The 16,397-nt window shown below is 41.8% G+C and carries 18 protein-coding genes; 10 read left to right on the top strand and 8 right to left on the bottom strand.

All coding sequences use genetic code 11. The features are described 5' to 3' along the window. Positions 1-297 carry a hypothetical protein gene (locus COR50_RS04990; RefSeq protein WP_098192974.1) on the bottom strand — a complete coding sequence of 99 codons (297 nt, stop codon included), beginning with the start codon at positions 295-297 and terminating at the stop codon, positions 1-3. A 249-nt stretch (positions 298-546) separates the two neighbouring features. Here COR50_RS04990 and COR50_RS04985 point away from each other — a divergent pair, with 249 nt between their 5' ends. Then, the gene (locus COR50_RS04985; protein WP_098192973.1) at positions 547-1,443 is read left to right on the top strand and encodes a hydroxypyruvate isomerase family protein; all 897 of its coding nucleotides are present in this window, start codon (positions 547-549) and stop codon (positions 1,441-1,443) included. Positions 1,444-1,495: 52 nt separating this feature from the next. Here COR50_RS04985 and COR50_RS04980 read toward each other — a convergent pair whose 3' ends face one another. The 3 genes from COR50_RS04980 to mqnC all read right to left on the bottom strand — a co-directional run bounded on the left by COR50_RS04980 (position 1,496) and on the right by mqnC (position 4,450). Next, complete coding sequence (locus tag COR50_RS04980) at positions 1,496-2,056, bottom strand: GNAT family N-acetyltransferase (RefSeq protein ID WP_098192972.1); 561 nt, start codon at positions 2,054-2,056, stop codon at positions 1,496-1,498. 121 nt (positions 2,057-2,177) lie between these two features. Beyond that, complete coding sequence (locus COR50_RS04975; protein WP_098192971.1) at positions 2,178-2,825, bottom strand: hypothetical protein; 648 nt, start codon at positions 2,823-2,825, stop codon at positions 2,178-2,180. A 500-nt stretch (positions 2,826-3,325) separates the two neighbouring features. Further along, positions 3,326-4,450, bottom strand: coding sequence for a cyclic dehypoxanthinyl futalosine synthase (gene mqnC / locus COR50_RS04970; protein WP_098192970.1), 1,125 nt, complete (start codon positions 4,448-4,450; stop codon positions 3,326-3,328). A 204-nt stretch (positions 4,451-4,654) separates the two neighbouring features. On the opposite strand from mqnC, the gene COR50_RS04965 reads away from it, so the two are divergent. The 4 genes from COR50_RS04965 (at position 4,655) to COR50_RS04950 (ending at position 9,261) form a co-directional block, all read left to right on the top strand. Further along, positions 4,655-5,878, top strand: a complete 1,224-nt coding sequence (locus tag COR50_RS04965) for an aspartyl protease family protein (protein WP_232516274.1) — start codon at positions 4,655-4,657, stop codon at positions 5,876-5,878. 127 nt (positions 5,879-6,005) lie between these two features. Continuing rightward, entirely contained in the window at positions 6,006-7,253 is a 1,248-nt protein-coding gene (locus tag COR50_RS04960) for a M16 family metallopeptidase (protein ID WP_098192969.1), read from the top strand. A gap of 39 nt (positions 7,254-7,292) precedes the next feature. Next, complete coding sequence (locus tag COR50_RS04955) at positions 7,293-8,579, top strand: M16 family metallopeptidase (protein WP_098192968.1); 1,287 nt, start codon at positions 7,293-7,295, stop codon at positions 8,577-8,579. A gap of 322 nt (positions 8,580-8,901) precedes the next feature. Next, on the top strand, positions 8,902-9,261 hold the full coding sequence (locus tag COR50_RS04950; protein ID WP_098196099.1) for a phage holin family protein: 360 nt from the start codon (positions 8,902-8,904) through the stop codon (positions 9,259-9,261). Here the strand turns inward: COR50_RS04950 and COR50_RS04945 are convergent. Then, positions 9,258-9,686, bottom strand: a complete 429-nt coding sequence (locus COR50_RS04945) for a YybH family protein (protein ID WP_098192967.1) — start codon at positions 9,684-9,686, stop codon at positions 9,258-9,260. The two genes, COR50_RS04950 and COR50_RS04945, sit on opposite strands and share 4 nt — an antisense overlap. Before the next feature lie 175 nt (positions 9,687-9,861). On the opposite strand from COR50_RS04945, the gene COR50_RS04940 reads away from it, so the two are divergent. Together COR50_RS04940 and COR50_RS04935 are read left to right on the top strand one after the other, a co-directional pair. Beyond that, positions 9,862-10,368, top strand: coding sequence for a hypothetical protein (locus tag COR50_RS04940; protein ID WP_198405780.1), 507 nt, complete (start codon positions 9,862-9,864; stop codon positions 10,366-10,368). A gap of 59 nt (positions 10,369-10,427) precedes the next feature. Then, a complete protein-coding gene (locus tag COR50_RS04935; protein ID WP_098192965.1) occupies positions 10,428-10,808 on the top strand; it encodes a group III truncated hemoglobin in 381 nt (126 codons plus the stop codon). 13 nt (positions 10,809-10,821) lie between these two features. Here the strand turns inward: COR50_RS04935 and COR50_RS04930 are convergent, their stop codons facing one another. Continuing rightward, entirely contained in the window at positions 10,822-12,036 is a 1,215-nt protein-coding gene (locus COR50_RS04930) for an MFS transporter (protein ID WP_098192964.1), read from the bottom strand. 173 nt (positions 12,037-12,209) lie between these two features. On the opposite strand from COR50_RS04930, the gene COR50_RS04925 reads away from it, so the two are divergent. Further along, on the top strand, positions 12,210-13,574 hold the full coding sequence (locus tag COR50_RS04925) for a TlpA family protein disulfide reductase (protein WP_098192963.1): 1,365 nt from the start codon (positions 12,210-12,212) through the stop codon (positions 13,572-13,574). A gap of 155 nt (positions 13,575-13,729) precedes the next feature. Here the strand turns inward: COR50_RS04925 and COR50_RS22650 are convergent, their stop codons facing one another. Next, on the bottom strand, positions 13,730-13,858 hold the full coding sequence (locus COR50_RS22650) for a hypothetical protein (protein WP_262496290.1): 129 nt from the start codon (positions 13,856-13,858) through the stop codon (positions 13,730-13,732). Between the two features lie 80 nt (positions 13,859-13,938). Next, positions 13,939-14,643, bottom strand: coding sequence for a hypothetical protein (locus COR50_RS04920; protein ID WP_098192962.1), 705 nt, complete (start codon positions 14,641-14,643; stop codon positions 13,939-13,941). 334 nt (positions 14,644-14,977) lie between these two features. Between COR50_RS04920 and COR50_RS04915 the strand changes: the two genes are divergently transcribed. Continuing rightward, positions 14,978-15,553, top strand: a complete 576-nt coding sequence (locus COR50_RS04915; RefSeq protein ID WP_098192961.1) for a Crp/Fnr family transcriptional regulator — start codon at positions 14,978-14,980, stop codon at positions 15,551-15,553. Between the two features lie 68 nt (positions 15,554-15,621). After that, positions 15,622-16,074: a carboxymuconolactone decarboxylase family protein gene (locus COR50_RS04910; RefSeq protein WP_098192960.1), complete on the top strand. Its 453-nt coding sequence runs from the start codon at positions 15,622-15,624 to the stop codon at positions 16,072-16,074. Positions 16,075-16,397 lie beyond the last annotated feature (323 nt).

Here is a 16,397-nt window from a genome sequence, read left to right as displayed (position 1 = left end):
TTACTTAGAGGCATTTACGGTTGAAACACCTTTGCTTCTATTGAAAGCGTATTGAATCAACCAGCCTAATGTGAAGCTGGGCAATACATCCGATCCGGGGAATAATTCCTCGATGAACGTAAACATACTTCCGAATGTTCCCAAGGGACCTTTAAACATCCTGTAATAAATTATGGCAGCAATGGGAGCCCAAATTACGTCGCTAACCTCACCCAATACCGGGAATATATAGCTGGCGCAACCCACGAGATCCAATAGAATGCACAAACCGAGATGTGGGGTAAATTTTTTACGCATACTCAATAATTTGATACTATTATTATAACAAATAGCTTACCAAAATTGATGCAATTACACCCAAAAAGGGTAAATCACGTATCCTTAACCATTTAAGCTTTAACACTGCAAATATTTTGCGTAGATTTGAAAACTTTCCTTGGAAAGCATACCCCTAGCGAATTGTTGACCGGGAAAGGTTGTTTTTATAATAAGAGTATTGCATACACCATTAATTTGGGTTAAATTCAAGCCACAATCTTTGTCAACATGCAAGAAAAAAATTCCCGCAGGGATGCGATTAAAAAAGTAGCGACTATGGCACTTGCAACTTCCACGTTAAGTTCATTGACTTCCGGAGCTTCTGCAAAGGAATCCAGGAAAGACAAAACCTCCTTGAAAGGTAATATCCATCATTCGGTTTGTGCGTGGTGTTATAGCGGCATTTCTTTGGATGAGCTGTGCAAGGCTTCCAAGAAAATGGGTTTACATGCCATTGACCTGATCGATGTTAAGGATTTTCCTACCATGAAAGCGAATGATATGGAAGTGGCGATCGTGGCAAGCATTAATAAAGATTGGGGCATTCCCAAGGGTTGGAACAGGAGGGAACACCACGAGCCATTGATCGAATATTATAAATACCTGATCGATGAAACTTCTAAAGCCGGGTATAAACAAGTGATCTGCTTTTCAGGGAACCGCGCCGGGCTGGATGACGAACAGGGTTTGAAAAATTGTGCCGAGGGCTTAAAAAAGATCATGTCTTATGCCGAGCAAAAGAACGTAACCGTGGTGATGGAGCTGTTAAACAGTAAAGTAGATCATCACGATTACCAATGCGATCATACAGAATGGGGCGTGGCTTTAGCGAAAGCTATCGGCTCTGAGCGATTCAAGTTGCTATACGATATTTACCATATGCAAATTATGGAGGGCGATGTTATCAGGACGATCCGTGATCACCATCAATACATTTCTCATTATCATACAGGCGGTGTGCCCGGTAGGAACGAGATAGACTTCAGCCAGGAATTGTATTATCCTGCTATCATGCAAGCTATCGTAGATACAGGGTTTAAAGGCTTCGTGGCACAGGAATTTATTCCTAAGCACAAGGATAAGTTGAAGTCATTGGAAGAGGCCGTACATTTATGTGATGTATAACCCACCTTTTTGTTGAAATACTTATTGGGCTGGCAAGTGTTATTGTCAGCCTTTATTTTTTGGGAGGATATAATAAAAGCCAATCTTTTTTAAGCATTCCCATTACCACGATGTCAATATATGTACCGTGTAATTTAGCGCTCTCGCGTATCGTTCCTTCTCTCCGGAAGCCAAGTTTTATGGGTATTTTGGCGCTACGGACATTCTCCAGTGCGAAACGGATCTCGACCTTATTAAGTTTTAATTCGGTGAAAGCGTAATCCAGCAATCCTTTACAACTGGCCCTGGCAATTCCCTTTCCGGTGAACTCGTTGTCAATCCAATAACCGATCTCGGCAATTTGTAAGATTTTACTCCAGTCGTGCAGGTCGATTACCCCGCAAAGCTGTTTGTCGTACCAAATGCCGAAGGCGAAGTCGCTGAGCTCATCGGCTTTTCGGAGCATGGTTTTGATGAAATTTTCAGAATGTTGGAGCTTAGTATTATAATCTACCCAAGGTAAAAAACGACGGAGCGATTTGCGTGAACGATCAATCAACGCAAATAAGGCCGGGGCGTCTTTTAACTCCAATTGTTTGAGCTCTAATTGTTCACTGATATGAATATTAATCATAGTCCGGGTAAACTTACAGAGAAATTTGTTTACAAGATAAAATAAAAGGGGATCCGTCCGATCCCCTTTTCATTAAACTCACATCGATAATTGTATCGCTTGGTTATGAAAACCATCTCTCCTACTTTCTTGATATCAAGCCTTGTTTGAACATATCTTTTGCTACTTTCTTGCTATACACCACGGCAAACCGGGCGGTAGATGATGGGTCGAATGATTGTGTTTGTACGGAGTACAAGAGCATATTGTTCTGTAGATCGTAGAGGTTGCCTTCTAAGAAATACTTCGTATCAACGGTATAATATCCCGGATCGTAAACACGGTTGTACATGAACCCGTAATAATTCCAAAACCTACCGTAATATGGGTAGAACGGGAAACCGGGGCCATACCCCCTGCCCGGCACATAATTTTTCTCCTTGGACTTATCGAGCAATACCACGGTCATCACATTTTCAATTCCTTGGCGATCCATTTGTCGCAAGGCGCTTTTTTCATCGGTGTTTTTAAAGGCATCGGGGCCCAAGGACTGGTATGCAGAAATGGCGTTATACCCCTTCGCTTGTAATTCGGCCACCATCTCATTTTCAATCTGGGCTCTCAGGCCGCCTTCTTTGTTGGGGATCAGGGCAAGTACCATCACTTTGTGATCTTTTTGAATAGTAGCGCCTTCTTGTTTCCAGGAAGAGGTGATCTTGGTGCTGCTACAAGCGGATAAAACAATCATGCTGATGGCCATCATCCAAACACCCCGTAATGTCAGCTTCATAATTCCTCCTTTTTTATCGAACCAAAAATTGATTTCTTAATGGTTAGACGTAATCTGGAAAGGGAAAGTAACATGGGAATCAATGCTTTAACATTAATTTGGGCTAAATGTTAAGGTATTCGAAAAAAGCGCTATTTAGAATAAATGGACATTATTGTCCGACTAAAATTTTCAATGAAAAAATTATCGCCGCCTCAAAAGTTCGATCCAATGTCCACCTGCACATTTCTTTGTACTTTTTTGCTTGCCCAAAAAAGCACCAAAAAAGGGCACAAATTGGCCATCACGGCCGCCAATTTGATCGCTCGATCCAGCTTTTGTACTACTGTATGACTTCGCTATCAACAGTGCGTAGTTCCACGGTTTTGTTGGCGGGGCTGAATAGATCATCCTTCGCTTATGTCCTTGACAGGGTAAGGAATCCAAGTAAATTTAAAATGAAAGGGTTTACAGATTATAAAATCTATAAACCCCTGAAAAATATGATCGGGAAAAAATCCTTAATAATTGATAATCTGCTCTTGTATGTTTTCCGGTAATTCGCGGAAAGTGTATAGTTGAGTGCGTAACTGTGGCTCGAAACCGGCCTCACGGATGGCATCCTGCATCGATTTGTATGTAAATCTATGCGGTGCACCGGCAGCGCTTACCACGTTTTCTTCAATCATGATGGAGCCGAAATCATTAGCTCCTCCATGCAAGCAAATTTGTGCTACGGCTTTACCTACCGTTAACCAACTGGCCTGTATATTTTTAATATTCGGCAGCATGATACGGCTCATCGCGATCATGCGGATATATTCTTCGGCGGTAGTCATATTATGTACGCCGCGGATCCGGGCGAGCAAAGTATCTACATCTTGGAAAGTCCAGGGGATGAATGCCGTGAAGCCGTAATGACCTTCCGGTTTTTCACTTTGAACCTGCCGGATATCCACGAAATGTTGAAACCGTTCTTCCAGGGTTTCCACGTGGCCGAACATCATGGTGGCGCTTGTCGGGATATTCAACTTATGGGCTGCACGCATCACGTCCAACCATTCTTGTGCACCGCATTTCCCTTTCGACACCAGCCGCCTTACCCTATCGTTGAGGATTTCGGCGCCCGCTCCCGGCAAACTATCCAAACCTGCTTCCTGCAATGCTTTCAGCACCTCGGTATGCGTACTCTTCTCCAGTTTGGTGATATGTGCCACTTCCGGGGGACCGAGGGCGTGCAATTTCACATTGGGATACAACTGTTTGAGCTGCTTGAACGTATCTACATAGAAAGATAAACCTAGTTCCGGGTGGTGGCCGCCTTGCAGCAGCAATTGATCTCCGCCGTATTTCAAGGTTTCCTCGATCTTGACTTTATATTCATCTAAACCGGTAATATAAGCCTCCGGGTGTCCCGGTATGCGGTAGAAGTTACAAAACTTACAATTGGCAATGCAAACGTTGGTAGTATTTACGTTCCTGTCTATTTGCCAGGTTACTTTACCATGCGGCACCTGTTTTTTCCGCAATTCATCGGCAACTTGCATTAACTGCGCTAAAGGGGCATGTTGAAACAAGTATATTCCTTCTTCTGCCGACAAAAACTCGAAGTTTTGTGCCTTGCGATATAATTCTTCCAGTTTCATCCTTTGAACCTTAATATCAACAAAGGTAGGGTTTTAGCAGGAGTAATTACAAGCAAGTTATTTTTAATATGTACAGGGTCGATAATAGCGAACCCGATTAGAATAAATTAATTGACATACAAATCTGTTTTTATTTGATAAATTGATGTTTTGCTATTACATAAATGTTAAATTTATGTAACACGACGAAATTCGTGCTTCCTTATGCGTTATAAAAAACTACAACGACTGGTACTAACCGGCTGCGCCTTGGTCTTACTGGTGTTTATGCCTTACCTATGTAAATCCCAAACGCCCTCAACGCCACAGCAAGATGCCCAGTTGATAACAAAGTTCAAGTTCAAACAATTTTACGGCGGGGTCGTCGTGATATTTGCCAAGCTGAGCAATTATAATGACACCTTGCAATTTATCCTCGATACCGGTAGCGCAGGGATCTCGCTGGATACCTTTACGGCCGTAAGGCTCGGTGTTCCCCTCCACCCTTCTGATAAGATTGTCAGGGGCCTGGTGGCATCAAAGAACGTTTGGTTTGCTGAGAATCAAACCTTGCATTTGCCGGGTTTAGACGTAGACAGCTTGGATTTTCATGTTAATGACTACGAATTGATCAGCCAGGTTTACGGTATACGGGTAGACGGGATCATGGGTTACAGCCTGTTGAGCCGGTATATCGTGGAAGTTGATTATGATAAGGAGGAGATCAGGATATTTAACAAGGGGAAATTTGAATACGAACGGGGCGGCTATTTACTGAAGCCAGCCATCAACTTTATCCCGATAGTATATGCCCCGCTGAGAAATTCGAAACGGGATGTCCGGGGGAGGTTCTATTTCGATACCGGCGCCGGGATGTGTTTATTGATGAGTATGGATTTTGTAACCGATAGTATGCTGTTACCGAAGAAGAAGAAAAAACTGATTCCCACCGAAGCGCAAGGCCTGGGCGGAAAAATGAGCATGTTTTTAACAACCATGAAGGAGATAAAAGTGGGGCCTTACACTTTCAGGAATATCCCTACATACTTATTCAACGATGTAACGAATATCACCGCGTACCCTTTCCTGGCCGGTATGTTGGGAAATGACTTGCTCCGCCGCTTTAACCTTACGATCAATTACGACAAGAAGGAAATATATCTTTTGCCCAATACACACTTCCGGGATCCATTTGATTATTCTTACACGGGATTAATCATTTACCTGATCGATGATAATATCGTGGTCACGGATATCATCAAGGGCTCGCCGGCAGAAAAAGCAGGGTTTAAAAGAGGCGATCTCGTTTTAGCGGTTAACAATAATTTTAGTAATAATCTACAGACCTACCGGGATCAACTGAAGCATGTCGGTTCAAAACCAACCCTGCTCATCAGGAGAGATGGGGAATTAATGCTGATAAAATTGTTTATTAAGAGTATCCTGTAGGGCAATTTGTTTGTTAAGGATAATTGTTCTTATTTTTATAGGATGAATTGGCCGGAAATGGCTGAAAAATAAGGATATATAGCTTTGTTAGGATGTATTTGCTCATGAATTTGAACGATTATCAAATATGATTCACTTTAATAAATTTACTTTGGATAATGGCTTGAGGGTGATTGTACACGAAGACCATACCACGCCAATGGCCGTTTTAGATGTGATGTATGACGTAGGCGCCCGCGATGAAAACCCGGAAAAAACGGGCTTCGCGCACCTTTTTGAACATTTAATGTTCGGCGGCTCGATCAATATCCCTGAATATGACGAACCGCTGCAAATGGCCGGAGGAGAAAACAACGCCTATACCACCAACGATTTTACCAATTACTATATCCAGCTCCCGGCAGAAAATATTGAAACCGCCTTCTGGTTGGAAAGTGACCGGATGCTTTCTTTGGCATTCTCCGAAAAGAGCCTGGAAGTACAAAGGAAAGTCGTTTGTGAAGAGTTCAAGGAGCATTATATCAATAAACCTTACGGGGATGTACATGCTAACTTGAGAGCATTGGCTTATACAACGCACCCCTATAAGTGGATGACGATCGGTAAGGAGCTCTCGCATATTGAAAATGCCAGGTTGCAGGATGTCAAGGATTTCTTCTTCAAACATTACCGCCCTGTAAATGCCGTGCTTTGTGTTGCCGGGAATGTTACCACCGAACAGGTAAAACAACTGGCAGAAAAATGGTTTGGGGATATTCCCGCAGGGGAAAAATACGAACGCCATTTACCGCAAGAGCCAACGCAAACTGCGCCGAGAAGCAAGGAAATGAAAGCGAAAGTGCCACTGGACGCCTTGTACAAAGCTTTTCATATTTATTCTAGGCTGGACCCGAGGTATTACGCGGCCGACCTGGTTTCTGATGTATTAAGCGGCGGCTCCTCTTCCCGTTTGCATCAATCCCTTGTAAAAGAACAGCAACTTTTCAGTAATATAGAAGCCTACCATTACGGTTCAAACGATGCCGGGCTATTTCTCATTGAAGGTAAATTGGTAAAAGGTGTGAAGATGGAAGATGCCGAGAAAGCGCTCAATGCGGAACTGCAAAAATTGCAGGAAACCATCATCCCGGAAAGGGAATTGAACAAGGTGAAAAACCGCGTGGAAAGCATGTTGGCTTTTGAAGACATGAGCCTGATGAGCCGGGCCAATAACCTGGCGTTCTACGAATTACTAGGTGATATCAACCTGATGAACAACGAGTTCGAAAATTATGAGAAAGTTACCGTGGAAGATATCCTCGAACAATCTAAAATTATTTTCAACCCCAACAATACCAACACGTTGTATTATTATGCCGATGGCTCCATTAGCTAGTTTTTGTTGATGGATAAATTTTAATGAAAGGAAATTATAATGACGCTAAATAGAAGCCAAGCACCTGCGTTTAAAGATGCAGTAGACTTTGAACTGACGCTGAAACCATACGAGAAATATACTTTGGATAATGGAATTCCCGTATACGTGGTTCCATCTAAAGAACAAGACACCATCCAGATGGAGTTGGTGTTTCCCGGTGGTAGTTGGTTTGAAACCCAAGGACAACAAGCTTTTGCTACCAACTACCTGATGAAAAACGGTAGCAGCAAGCATACCGCTTTAGACATTAATGAAAATATTGAATATTACGGCGCTTACCTCAACAGGAGCCTGCATCATGAACACGGTACCTATTCCCTGCATTGCATGACCAAGCATTTTGCCGATTTAATGCCCATCCTGCAAGAAGTGATCCTGGACCCCGTGTTCCCGGAAGATGAATTAGTCATCTTTAAACAGATCATGAAGCAGCGCTTGGCCGTTAGTTTGCAGAAATGCGATTTCCTGGCCAATAGGTATATCGATCAATACTTGTTCGGTAGCTTCCACCCTTATGGACGCGTGAGCAGCGTGGAGGCTTATGACGCTTTGCAGAGCGAAACGCTGAAAGCCTTTTACAAGCAACATTATACGTACAACAATTGTAAAATCTTTTTAGCCGGGAACTTCCCCGCTAATTTTATCGCACTGCTCAACGAATTTTTCGGTGCCGACCAGTGGAACGGAAAATCGGAGATCGTTCGTAAAGATCTACCCATCCAGCCGGCACAAGAGAAGTTGTACCGGGTTGTAAATGATGAAAATGGCGTACAGGGCGCCGTTAGGATCGCACGCCCAATGCCGAATCGTTACCATCCCGATTTCTTTAAAATCCGCTTCATGAATACGATATTCGGCGGGTATTTCGGTTCCAGGTTGATGAGTAACATCCGCGAGGATAAAGGATATACTTACGGTATTCATTCGCAGGTTTATAACTTCAGGCAAATCGGCGCGTTGAATATTTCTACCGAAGCCGGTCGCGATGTATGTGAAGCCACCATCACGGAAGTGTACCATGAAATGGAAAGAATGAAAACCGAGCTGGTGCCGGAAGACGAGCTGAGCCTGGTGAGAAATTATATGCTAGGGCTGACCCTGGGTGATTTAGATGGCGCCTTTCAAGTGATTCAGCGATGGAAAAACTTGATATTGAATGATTTAGATGAGAATTATTTTTATAAAAATATCGAGGTAATTAAGAATATTACCGCTGAAGAAATCCAGCAATTAGCACAACAATATTTAAATAAAACAGATTTTTATGAATTGATTGTTGTTTAATTCCGGTTGCCCGGGATTGTAATCCAAAGGTTTTTCCAAGCCCGGATCAACGCACGATTGAGGACAGTTGCAATTGCACAGGAAACGAAATAGTATTTACTCCTTGCACCACGAACTGCCAATTGTTGGAATCCGAATGCTGCTGAACAAGATGTTCTATCAGTTGAATGTTGTTCCACATGGGGGGCCGAGCTTGGAAACTCGAACTAGCAAGTGTTTCAGGTTATTTCGAAATAATATTCTAAAGCCCAAACACGAACAACCCGGTTTCGAACAGCAATGGATCATGATCCCGGGCTACAATCGCAAAAATATATTGTTTATGAATTTCTTGTTACGTATCCTAATATCAGCCTTGGCGGCACTTATAACGCAATATATACTTCCCGGTGTAGAATTGGATTCATTCATAACAGCCTTATTGCTTGCCTTCGTATTGGCGATATTAAATCTCTTGGTGAAACCCGTTTTATTGATACTCACGCTGCCGATAACTGTTTTTACGTTGGGGCTATTCATTTTCGTTATTAACGCTATTATCATCTTGATTGCCAGCGAATTAATAGATGGTTTCCGCGTGGACGGCTTTTGGTGGGCCTTGTTGTTTAGCCTTGTTCAAACTTTAATAAGCAGTTTCCTATATTCATTGGGCCCGGGGGCTAAGAATGATGAAGAATTTTAGCTGCTATGATCCGCAATAATGACCCAGCGCCCGTTAATTTTTTCCCATAACAAGGTAAAATGTCCGCCCACATCACCGATAGATCGGGCCAGGTGCCATTTGCCAACTACGAAATAGTGCTTGCTATCCAAGGGCTTGAATTGCACGAAAGTGAACGTCAGTTTTCCCATGGCATCAGCATCGGGATAGGAACGTTTGTAGTTGTCCAAGGTGGCTTGCCAACCGTAAGTAACGCCGCTTTTCCCGATAAACATCAGGGAATCTGAATGCCAATACGGCTCCATGAAAGCATCGATATCGCCTTTATTCCAGGCAACATTTTGCACTTGTAAGATCGATTTGATCTTGGCTTCTTCCGGATGCTGCGCAAAAGAACGGGCTGTAAAAAAGCAGCAGGCCAATAATAATATCACCTTGATTCGCATATAGAATTTTTGCAAAAGATAATTACTATTTATGATTTAAATTAAACTTCTGATTTCCACTACCTTTGTTCCTCTCCAGGTATTTAGAGCTAGGGCTTAAAAATAAGTATCATTTGTTTGGTAGAATAACTAAATTGAATAGAATAGAATGTTCTTAACTAATACATCAGCATCTATGGCAACAGAATCTATTGAAAAATTAGCGGCCGAATTAGCCGGGTCATTTGAAAAGGTTGAACAGCGTAGACAATCGTGGCAAACGGCGACAAAACCTTTGTTAATGAATAAGTTACAGGAAATTACGGAGAAGATTAAGCTAGATTGGTCGGTGAACTTGAATGATATGTTAGTCAACCTGGAATCGGTATTTATCAGCTTTAACCCGATCCCGAGCGGTATCATGGAAAAGTCCCCGATTAATGTTATCAATAAAATGCAGATCGGCGGCTTCTTATCATTCTCTCAAACCCGCAATGGGCAGATTGTTGCTTGGATTTCAATGCCTTTGATCGAAGGTTTGGAAGAAGGGCCGGCTCAAAATCAAACTTTGGAAACCTTGGAGCCGGAAGAGATTGATGATCAGACGATTAACAATCACGTGGAGAAATTTCTCGACGAAATCCTGCAATGGCTCAATGAGAACCGTGATGAGATTGGTTTTGCCCGTCATCTTAAGCCATAAATTTGCCATTATTGATGTAAATCATTTCCCAAGCGGAGCTATTGCCGGAAATTTGTACCATGAAAGGTGATATTTTGACTAAGGCCGATGTGGAAACGTTTGTAAATGCCTTCTATGGCCGCGTGCAAAAAGATGACCTGATCGGCCCGATCTTTAACAGTAAAATAGCAGCAGATCAATGGCCTGCCCACCTGGCCAAGATGTACAAATTCTGGCAGGGAATCTTATTTGGAAATTCTGAATACGTAGGGAATCCTTTTGCCCATCACAGGCACCTCCCCGTTGGAGAAGATCATTTTGAACGCTGGATCAGCCTGTTCGTTCAAACTATTGATGACCATTTTGATGGTGAGAAAGCCAGCCTGGCAAAACATCGCGCTGCTTCTATCGCGGCCATCTTCTTAAATAAAATCATGTTTGAAAGAGGATTGCAGGCATAGGCAAACCATGCCCCTATTTCATCTTATCTTTATTGCTCACGTACCTGAACGCGGCTTTCGTGTATTTTGTCGGGCGGATAGCCACCAGGTAAATACTGGCAGCAATATTAATTACGGCATTCACCAAGAATGTTAGTGTAAAATATTTCGGGTCATTATGGAAAATAAAGGCGCTTAAATATGCCCCGAAGCCGATACCTACTTCCAATGCTATATACATACTTGCCAAGGCCCTTCCTTTATGTTGCGGGTTGCCGAGGTCGATCGTCCAGGCGGCCGTGGTTGGCGCCGTGAGTCCCAAGGCCATACCATACACGAGTGCGGCTGCCAATAGCAAAGTAGCAGAATTGGCATAGGCCAGCATTAACATGGATAAAGCCATTACCGTTGCAGCGATTTTTAATACGGGCACGCGGCCGTATTTATCAGATGCTTTCCCGGCCAAAAGTCTTATCCCGATTGAACTAGCCGTGAAAAATGTAAAAAATAATCCCTTGTTGGCCACACCGAGATGCTCACTAAAATCCGGGATGATGGTTAATAGCGCACCGTAACTTACATAGGTCAGGCAAGTCACAACCATCGGGGCAATTACCAGGGGTTCGAATATCTCGTTCTTCGATACTTTTAATAATTTAAATGAAAAGCGTTGCTTGTTTTCCAAGGTTTCACGCATGCTGCCGACTAATATTACGACCGACAGCAAAGCGAACATGGCCGAAGACTGGAACATCGTTTGCACACCCCATAGATTGGAAATCAGTCCGCCGATCGACGGCCCCAACGACATGCCGATGGTACTGAACAGCCCCACGATGCCCATTGCTTCCCCCCTCCTGTTGAACGGAACAATATCCGCAACATAGGCAGAGGTGCCGGTAGGTTTGAATCCTGTAGAAAATCCATGGAAGAAACGGAGCAGCAGGAAAGCAAACACGGAACTAACCAGGGGGTACAGCAAACTACATATTACACAGACTAATGAGCCGAATACCATTACCGGTACACGGCCAACCGTATCGGATAATTTACCGCTGAATGGCCTGGACAAGCCCGCCATCAAAGTAAATAAACCGATAATATATCCCTTGTAATCGGCGCCACCCAACTGTGTGAGGTAAGCCGGTAATTCGGGGATCATCATGTTGAAGCTCGCCGAAAAAAGTGCATTACTCAGGCATAGTAAAATAAATTGTAAAGTGTAGATAGACCCCTGCTGCGGTTTCATGGCGCAAAGTTAGTGAAGTCTGTATTAGTTTCCGACAATTGTATAATCCATCTGTTACCATTTTTCTGATTTTTTAACCGCTAAACATTTTTAGCCGGTTTTTCGGGGGGCTATTGTTAAATTGCAGTCATTAACTAGTAGTCACATTTATTACCACCATTAAAAAACGCAAAATGAAAAAGCTCCGCTACCTGCTTTTAGCAGTAGCCGTATGGGGTTCAAGTACGGTGTATGCAAAGAAGGATCAACCCACGCTCATCCAAGGGAAAACTGATCGCGAAACTACAACATCGATGAACCTCTACTCGGTAAATGAAGGTCATTATCAAAAAATCGCAACGGCTCCCGTGGACGATCAACATCGTTTCGCATTTGCTTTAACAAGCGTCAAAGAAGGTTTGTATTATGTTAGCGACAATGGCCAGGAATATGTCCGTTTCTATTTAAAGCCTAAGGACGCGCTGGAATTCATTATTCATGATAAGGGCGCCGAATTGGTGAAAGGCTCCAAGGAAAACAAAACCATGTTCCAATGGAACGAAATGGTATTGCCTATTACCTATCCGGCCCACATGTTCATGAAAGGGAATTACACTTATGATGAGTATTTCCCGGTGATGGTAGATTTTATACCGAAAGCTGAAAAGTTTAAATCCGGTATTAAGACCTCTAATAAGAACTTCAATGAATTGATGAAGTTCTTGGTGGATGCAGATGTGGAATATGCCGCGATGAAATTTATTTACACCCCGCGCTCCAAACATCCTTTGAAAGAGGATTACCCTGCCTATTACGGCACCATCCTGAAGGATAAGAAATTTAATGACGACAAGGTGCTTGAAATGGGCGACGGTATGGATTACTTGCGGATGTATTTCTTGTATGATATGATGTCAAAGGAAACAAGGCCCAAGCCAGCTGAATTTAACCAAGTTGCCGCCAAGATTTTTGGTGATGAGCGCGTGATCGGTGATTATATCGCAGATGGTCTCAGTTCCCATAAAACTTACGAAGCGTTTGTTGAAGCCGTAACTCCGGTAAAACAATACCTGGTTACAGATTATCAAATTAATAAATACAAAGAGGCTGAAAAAGCTTTACGTTCCTTTGAAAAAGGTAAGCCGGGATTGAATTTCAGCTACGAAAATGTTGAAGGTAAGAAAGTGGCTTTCTCTGATTTTAAAGGTAAAGTTGTTGTTATCGATGTTTGGGCTACCTGGTGCGGACCTTGCAAGCAACAAATCCCTTATCTGAAAAAGCTTGAAGAGGAAATGCACGGAAAAGACGTTGAGTTTGTAAGCGTTTCCGTGGATGTTGAAAAAGACAAACAAAAATGGATCGACTTTGTGAAAAAGGAGCAATTGGGCGGCGTTCAGCTATTTGCCGGCGGTTGGAACGATATCACAAAATACTATGATATCAAAGGTATTCCGCGTTTCTTGGTGTTCGACAAGAAAGGTAACGTGGTAACGATCGATGCCCCGCGCCCCTCTACTCCCGATCTTAAGAAGTTGTTAGAGAGCGAATTGGCTAAATAGTTTTTGGTTTTATAAGCAAGAAAAGGATGGGTCGCTCATTGGGCGGCCCATCTTTTTTGTGCCGAAGCCGTCTGTGCATCGGCATCGAACATAAAAAAAGCCATGCCTTTCGGAGGCATGACTTAAAGTTATATTAACGCCTAAAGCGTTGAATTCTACTCTTTTACGTATTTTATTGTTGCATACAGCAGCATCAGCAGGAACAACACGATAAAAGCACGGCTCAATACATAACCTATTTTGTCGCCTACTTGGTAGAATGTGGATACGAGCAATTGTAACATATAAATACGATTTTGAAACTGGGGGCAAGTTAGCGCATTACCAGGAAATTCCCAACCTTTTTCAATGGATTCTATTTATATCAATCGTAATATTCATAAGTTGAGCGCGATTCCCTGCGTTGATGGTTATAATCTATGCTGACCTTTATCACGTTTCCATATTTGTCGGTTTCAATTACTTTTTGCCGGAGCGTATCTATTTTAATCCCGTCAGAATCATCATAATAAACTTTAAAAACCGTAAGATTGGGCAATCTTTGACTTTTATCTTGATAATAGGATGTGCTTTTGGTTGAATAAAGACGGCTCCCGTATTTGGCATAGTGCATGGTTTCGTACACGGTGATATTGAAATCGTGATTTAATTTAACGGTAAAGGTTTCTTCGAGCCTGTTATCATTATAGAGCCTGGTTTCATAAGAGTGGGGATCCAGCCAATAACGGAAACCTTTCATTTCATTAATTACAGAATCATGCGAAGTTTCCAGGTAACTGACCTCTGCCGAATCATTTTTCCATCTATAAGTATAAGTATGGGCATATTGACTTTCATCATTCAATTCAAAATGTATCGTTTTGACCCAGCCTTCCGGGGAATAGGTAATAACACTGCTATTCAGAAGCGAATCCGTAGTTGTGCCTAAGCTATCAATATAATACGTTTTTATGCTTTCCTTTTTCACGGGCCCTTCCAACCTGCTTTCTACCAGGGAATTGTATCGGGGCGCTACATTACATCCAATGAAAAAGCATAGCAGGATGAGAAGCGGTATCGGTCTGATCATCTTTCGTAAGATTTATTAAGGTACAATATAGCACCTTCCGTTGCATTTCGCGTTATATACTTGGTAGCATTGCCCTTGGAATTTTTTTTGAGGATTTTATAGCCCCAAAACTGCAAGCTCCCTACTTGGTTATTTTGTACTAACTACTATAGTAAATCTAAGAGAGATGTACAAAATGCGCAACATGTAAAACCTGGAGGTGCCGATACAAGGTGCTTAAAATCAACTATTTATTGGAGTACATAGTGATATATGGCATACTTGAATACAGATGATTATTGCGTATATTTGGAAATAACCTGCATTCAAAAAAAGCAAAACCCTTTTAATCCAGATGTTGGATATATTCAAAAAACATATAACCAAATTCGCACAAGTTTCAGACAATGAATTTGAAGAAATTAAAAAATTCTTTGACACGAAAGTGGTGGCCAAAAAGGAAAACCTACTAGAGGAAGGGCAGGTTTGCAGACATCATTATTTTGTTTTGAATGGCTTGTTGCGAAAGTTTTACATCAATGAAAAAGGTATTGAACAAACCACTGAATTTGCCATAGAAACTTGGTGGCTTACAGATAACTTTGCTTACGAACACCAGGTGCCTACTGAGTTTTATATCCAGGCAGTAGAAAAATCTATGATACTTTATATCACTCAACAGAAACAAGAAAAGCTACTAGAGGAGTTTCCTGTAATGGAACGCTATTTTCGTTTTGTTTATCAGCGGGCTTATGCTGCGGCTCAAAAGCGGATCAAATTTCTTTTTTCGTTTTCAAAAGAGGAATTTTATTTCCAAGCGGTTAAAAATCATCCCGAATTTGTACAACGTGTTCCTCAATATTTAATCGCTTCATACCTGGGATTCACTCCCGAATATTTAAGCGAAATTCGAAAGAGGCTTCTTTCTTAAACTAGTTTAAGAATTTTTATTTTGTTATTCTCCAATTTTGCATCAAACTAATTTAAAAGAATAACAAAATGCAAAAACGATTAAACATTAAAGAAGTTGCACCAAATGCACTAAAAGCGATGATTGGTTTAGAAACCTATCTTTCAAAGGCTTCTATATCAAAAACGACCAAAGAACTTATAAAGATCCGTGCTTCGCAAGTCAACGGTTGTGCATATTGTATCAATATTCACACTCAAGACGCAATTAAAAATGGCGAAACAAATCAGCGTATTTTTCTATTGGGTGCCTGGAGAGAAACTGAAGGTGTTTTTACGGAAGAAGAAAAAGTGGTGTTAGCAATAACGGAAGAGATGACACTAATCCATCAAAATGGATTATCAGATGAGACCTATTCTAACGCCTTAAAATTTTTTAGCGAAACCCAAATAGCAGATATTATAACTTCAGTAATTACCATCAATATTTGGAATAGAGTAGTACTAAGCACACACCTCATGATAGGACAAAGCCTTGCATAAGGCAACCATAATTGAAAATCACAGGTTCAACGACCTGTGATTTTTATTGGGGGAAAATAATATTCGGGTTATCTGGCTTTGTCTAAATAAAGTTCGCGATTTCACAACATCATTTGACAAACTTGAAGGTTGGAACATAATATGTACAGTAAAACATTTAAATTTAATAAGGCTTGCCTAATTTTGAATACGAAGTAAAGCATATTTAAAATGGCAAAGACCAAAGTTTTAATCACTGTAAAAACTTATCCTGCCATTTAGAGTAAGTATGATGAATTGGTTTGTACGGCAGGCTTTCTTGAAGACGGAAGTTGGATTAGAAT

The organism is Chitinophaga caeni, assembly GCF_002557795.1.
GTDB lineage: Bacteria > Bacteroidota > Bacteroidia > Chitinophagales > Chitinophagaceae > Chitinophaga > Chitinophaga caeni.
Note: the sequence above shows the minus strand (reverse complement) of the source record. Positions and strands in the feature narration are given on the sequence as shown.

Excerpts from the sequence above, each read along its gene's own strand:
- COR50_RS04985 (WP_098192973.1), top strand. The coding sequence starts at position 547 with ATGCAAGAAAAAAATTCCCGCAGGGATGCGATTAAAAAAGTAGCGACT.
- COR50_RS04980 (WP_098192972.1), bottom strand. The coding sequence starts at position 2,056 with ATGATTAATATTCATATCAGTGAACAATTAGAGCTCAAACAATTGGAG.
- COR50_RS04975 (WP_098192971.1), bottom strand. The coding sequence starts at position 2,825 with ATGAAGCTGACATTACGGGGTGTTTGGATGATGGCCATCAGCATGATT.
- COR50_RS04910 (WP_098192960.1), top strand. The coding sequence starts at position 15,622 with ATGCAAAAACGATTAAACATTAAAGAAGTTGCACCAAATGCACTAAAA.
- COR50_RS04955 (WP_098192968.1), top strand. The coding sequence starts at position 7,293 with ATGACGCTAAATAGAAGCCAAGCACCTGCGTTTAAAGATGCAGTAGAC.
- COR50_RS04915 (WP_098192961.1), top strand. The coding sequence starts at position 14,978 with ATGTTGGATATATTCAAAAAACATATAACCAAATTCGCACAAGTTTCA.
- COR50_RS04960 (WP_098192969.1), top strand. The coding sequence starts at position 6,006 with ATGATTCACTTTAATAAATTTACTTTGGATAATGGCTTGAGGGTGATT.
- COR50_RS04930 (WP_098192964.1), bottom strand. The coding sequence starts at position 12,036 with ATGAAACCGCAGCAGGGGTCTATCTACACTTTACAATTTATTTTACTA.
- COR50_RS04990 (WP_098192974.1), bottom strand. The coding sequence starts at position 297 with ATGCGTAAAAAATTTACCCCACATCTCGGTTTGTGCATTCTATTGGAT.
- COR50_RS04920 (WP_098192962.1), bottom strand. The coding sequence starts at position 14,643 with ATGATCAGACCGATACCGCTTCTCATCCTGCTATGCTTTTTCATTGGA.
- COR50_RS04950 (WP_098196099.1), top strand. The coding sequence starts at position 8,902 with ATGAATTTCTTGTTACGTATCCTAATATCAGCCTTGGCGGCACTTATA.
- mqnC (WP_098192970.1), bottom strand. The coding sequence starts at position 4,450 with ATGAAACTGGAAGAATTATATCGCAAGGCACAAAACTTCGAGTTTTTG.
- COR50_RS04925 (WP_098192963.1), top strand. The coding sequence starts at position 12,210 with ATGAAAAAGCTCCGCTACCTGCTTTTAGCAGTAGCCGTATGGGGTTCA.
- COR50_RS04965 (WP_232516274.1), top strand. The coding sequence starts at position 4,655 with ATGCGTTATAAAAAACTACAACGACTGGTACTAACCGGCTGCGCCTTG.
- COR50_RS04940 (WP_198405780.1), top strand. The coding sequence starts at position 9,862 with ATGGCAACAGAATCTATTGAAAAATTAGCGGCCGAATTAGCCGGGTCA.
- COR50_RS22650 (WP_262496290.1), bottom strand. The coding sequence starts at position 13,858 with ATGTTACAATTGCTCGTATCCACATTCTACCAAGTAGGCGACAAAATA.
- COR50_RS04935 (WP_098192965.1), top strand. The coding sequence starts at position 10,428 with ATGAAAGGTGATATTTTGACTAAGGCCGATGTGGAAACGTTTGTAAAT.
- COR50_RS04945 (WP_098192967.1), bottom strand. The coding sequence starts at position 9,686 with ATGCGAATCAAGGTGATATTATTATTGGCCTGCTGCTTTTTTACAGCC.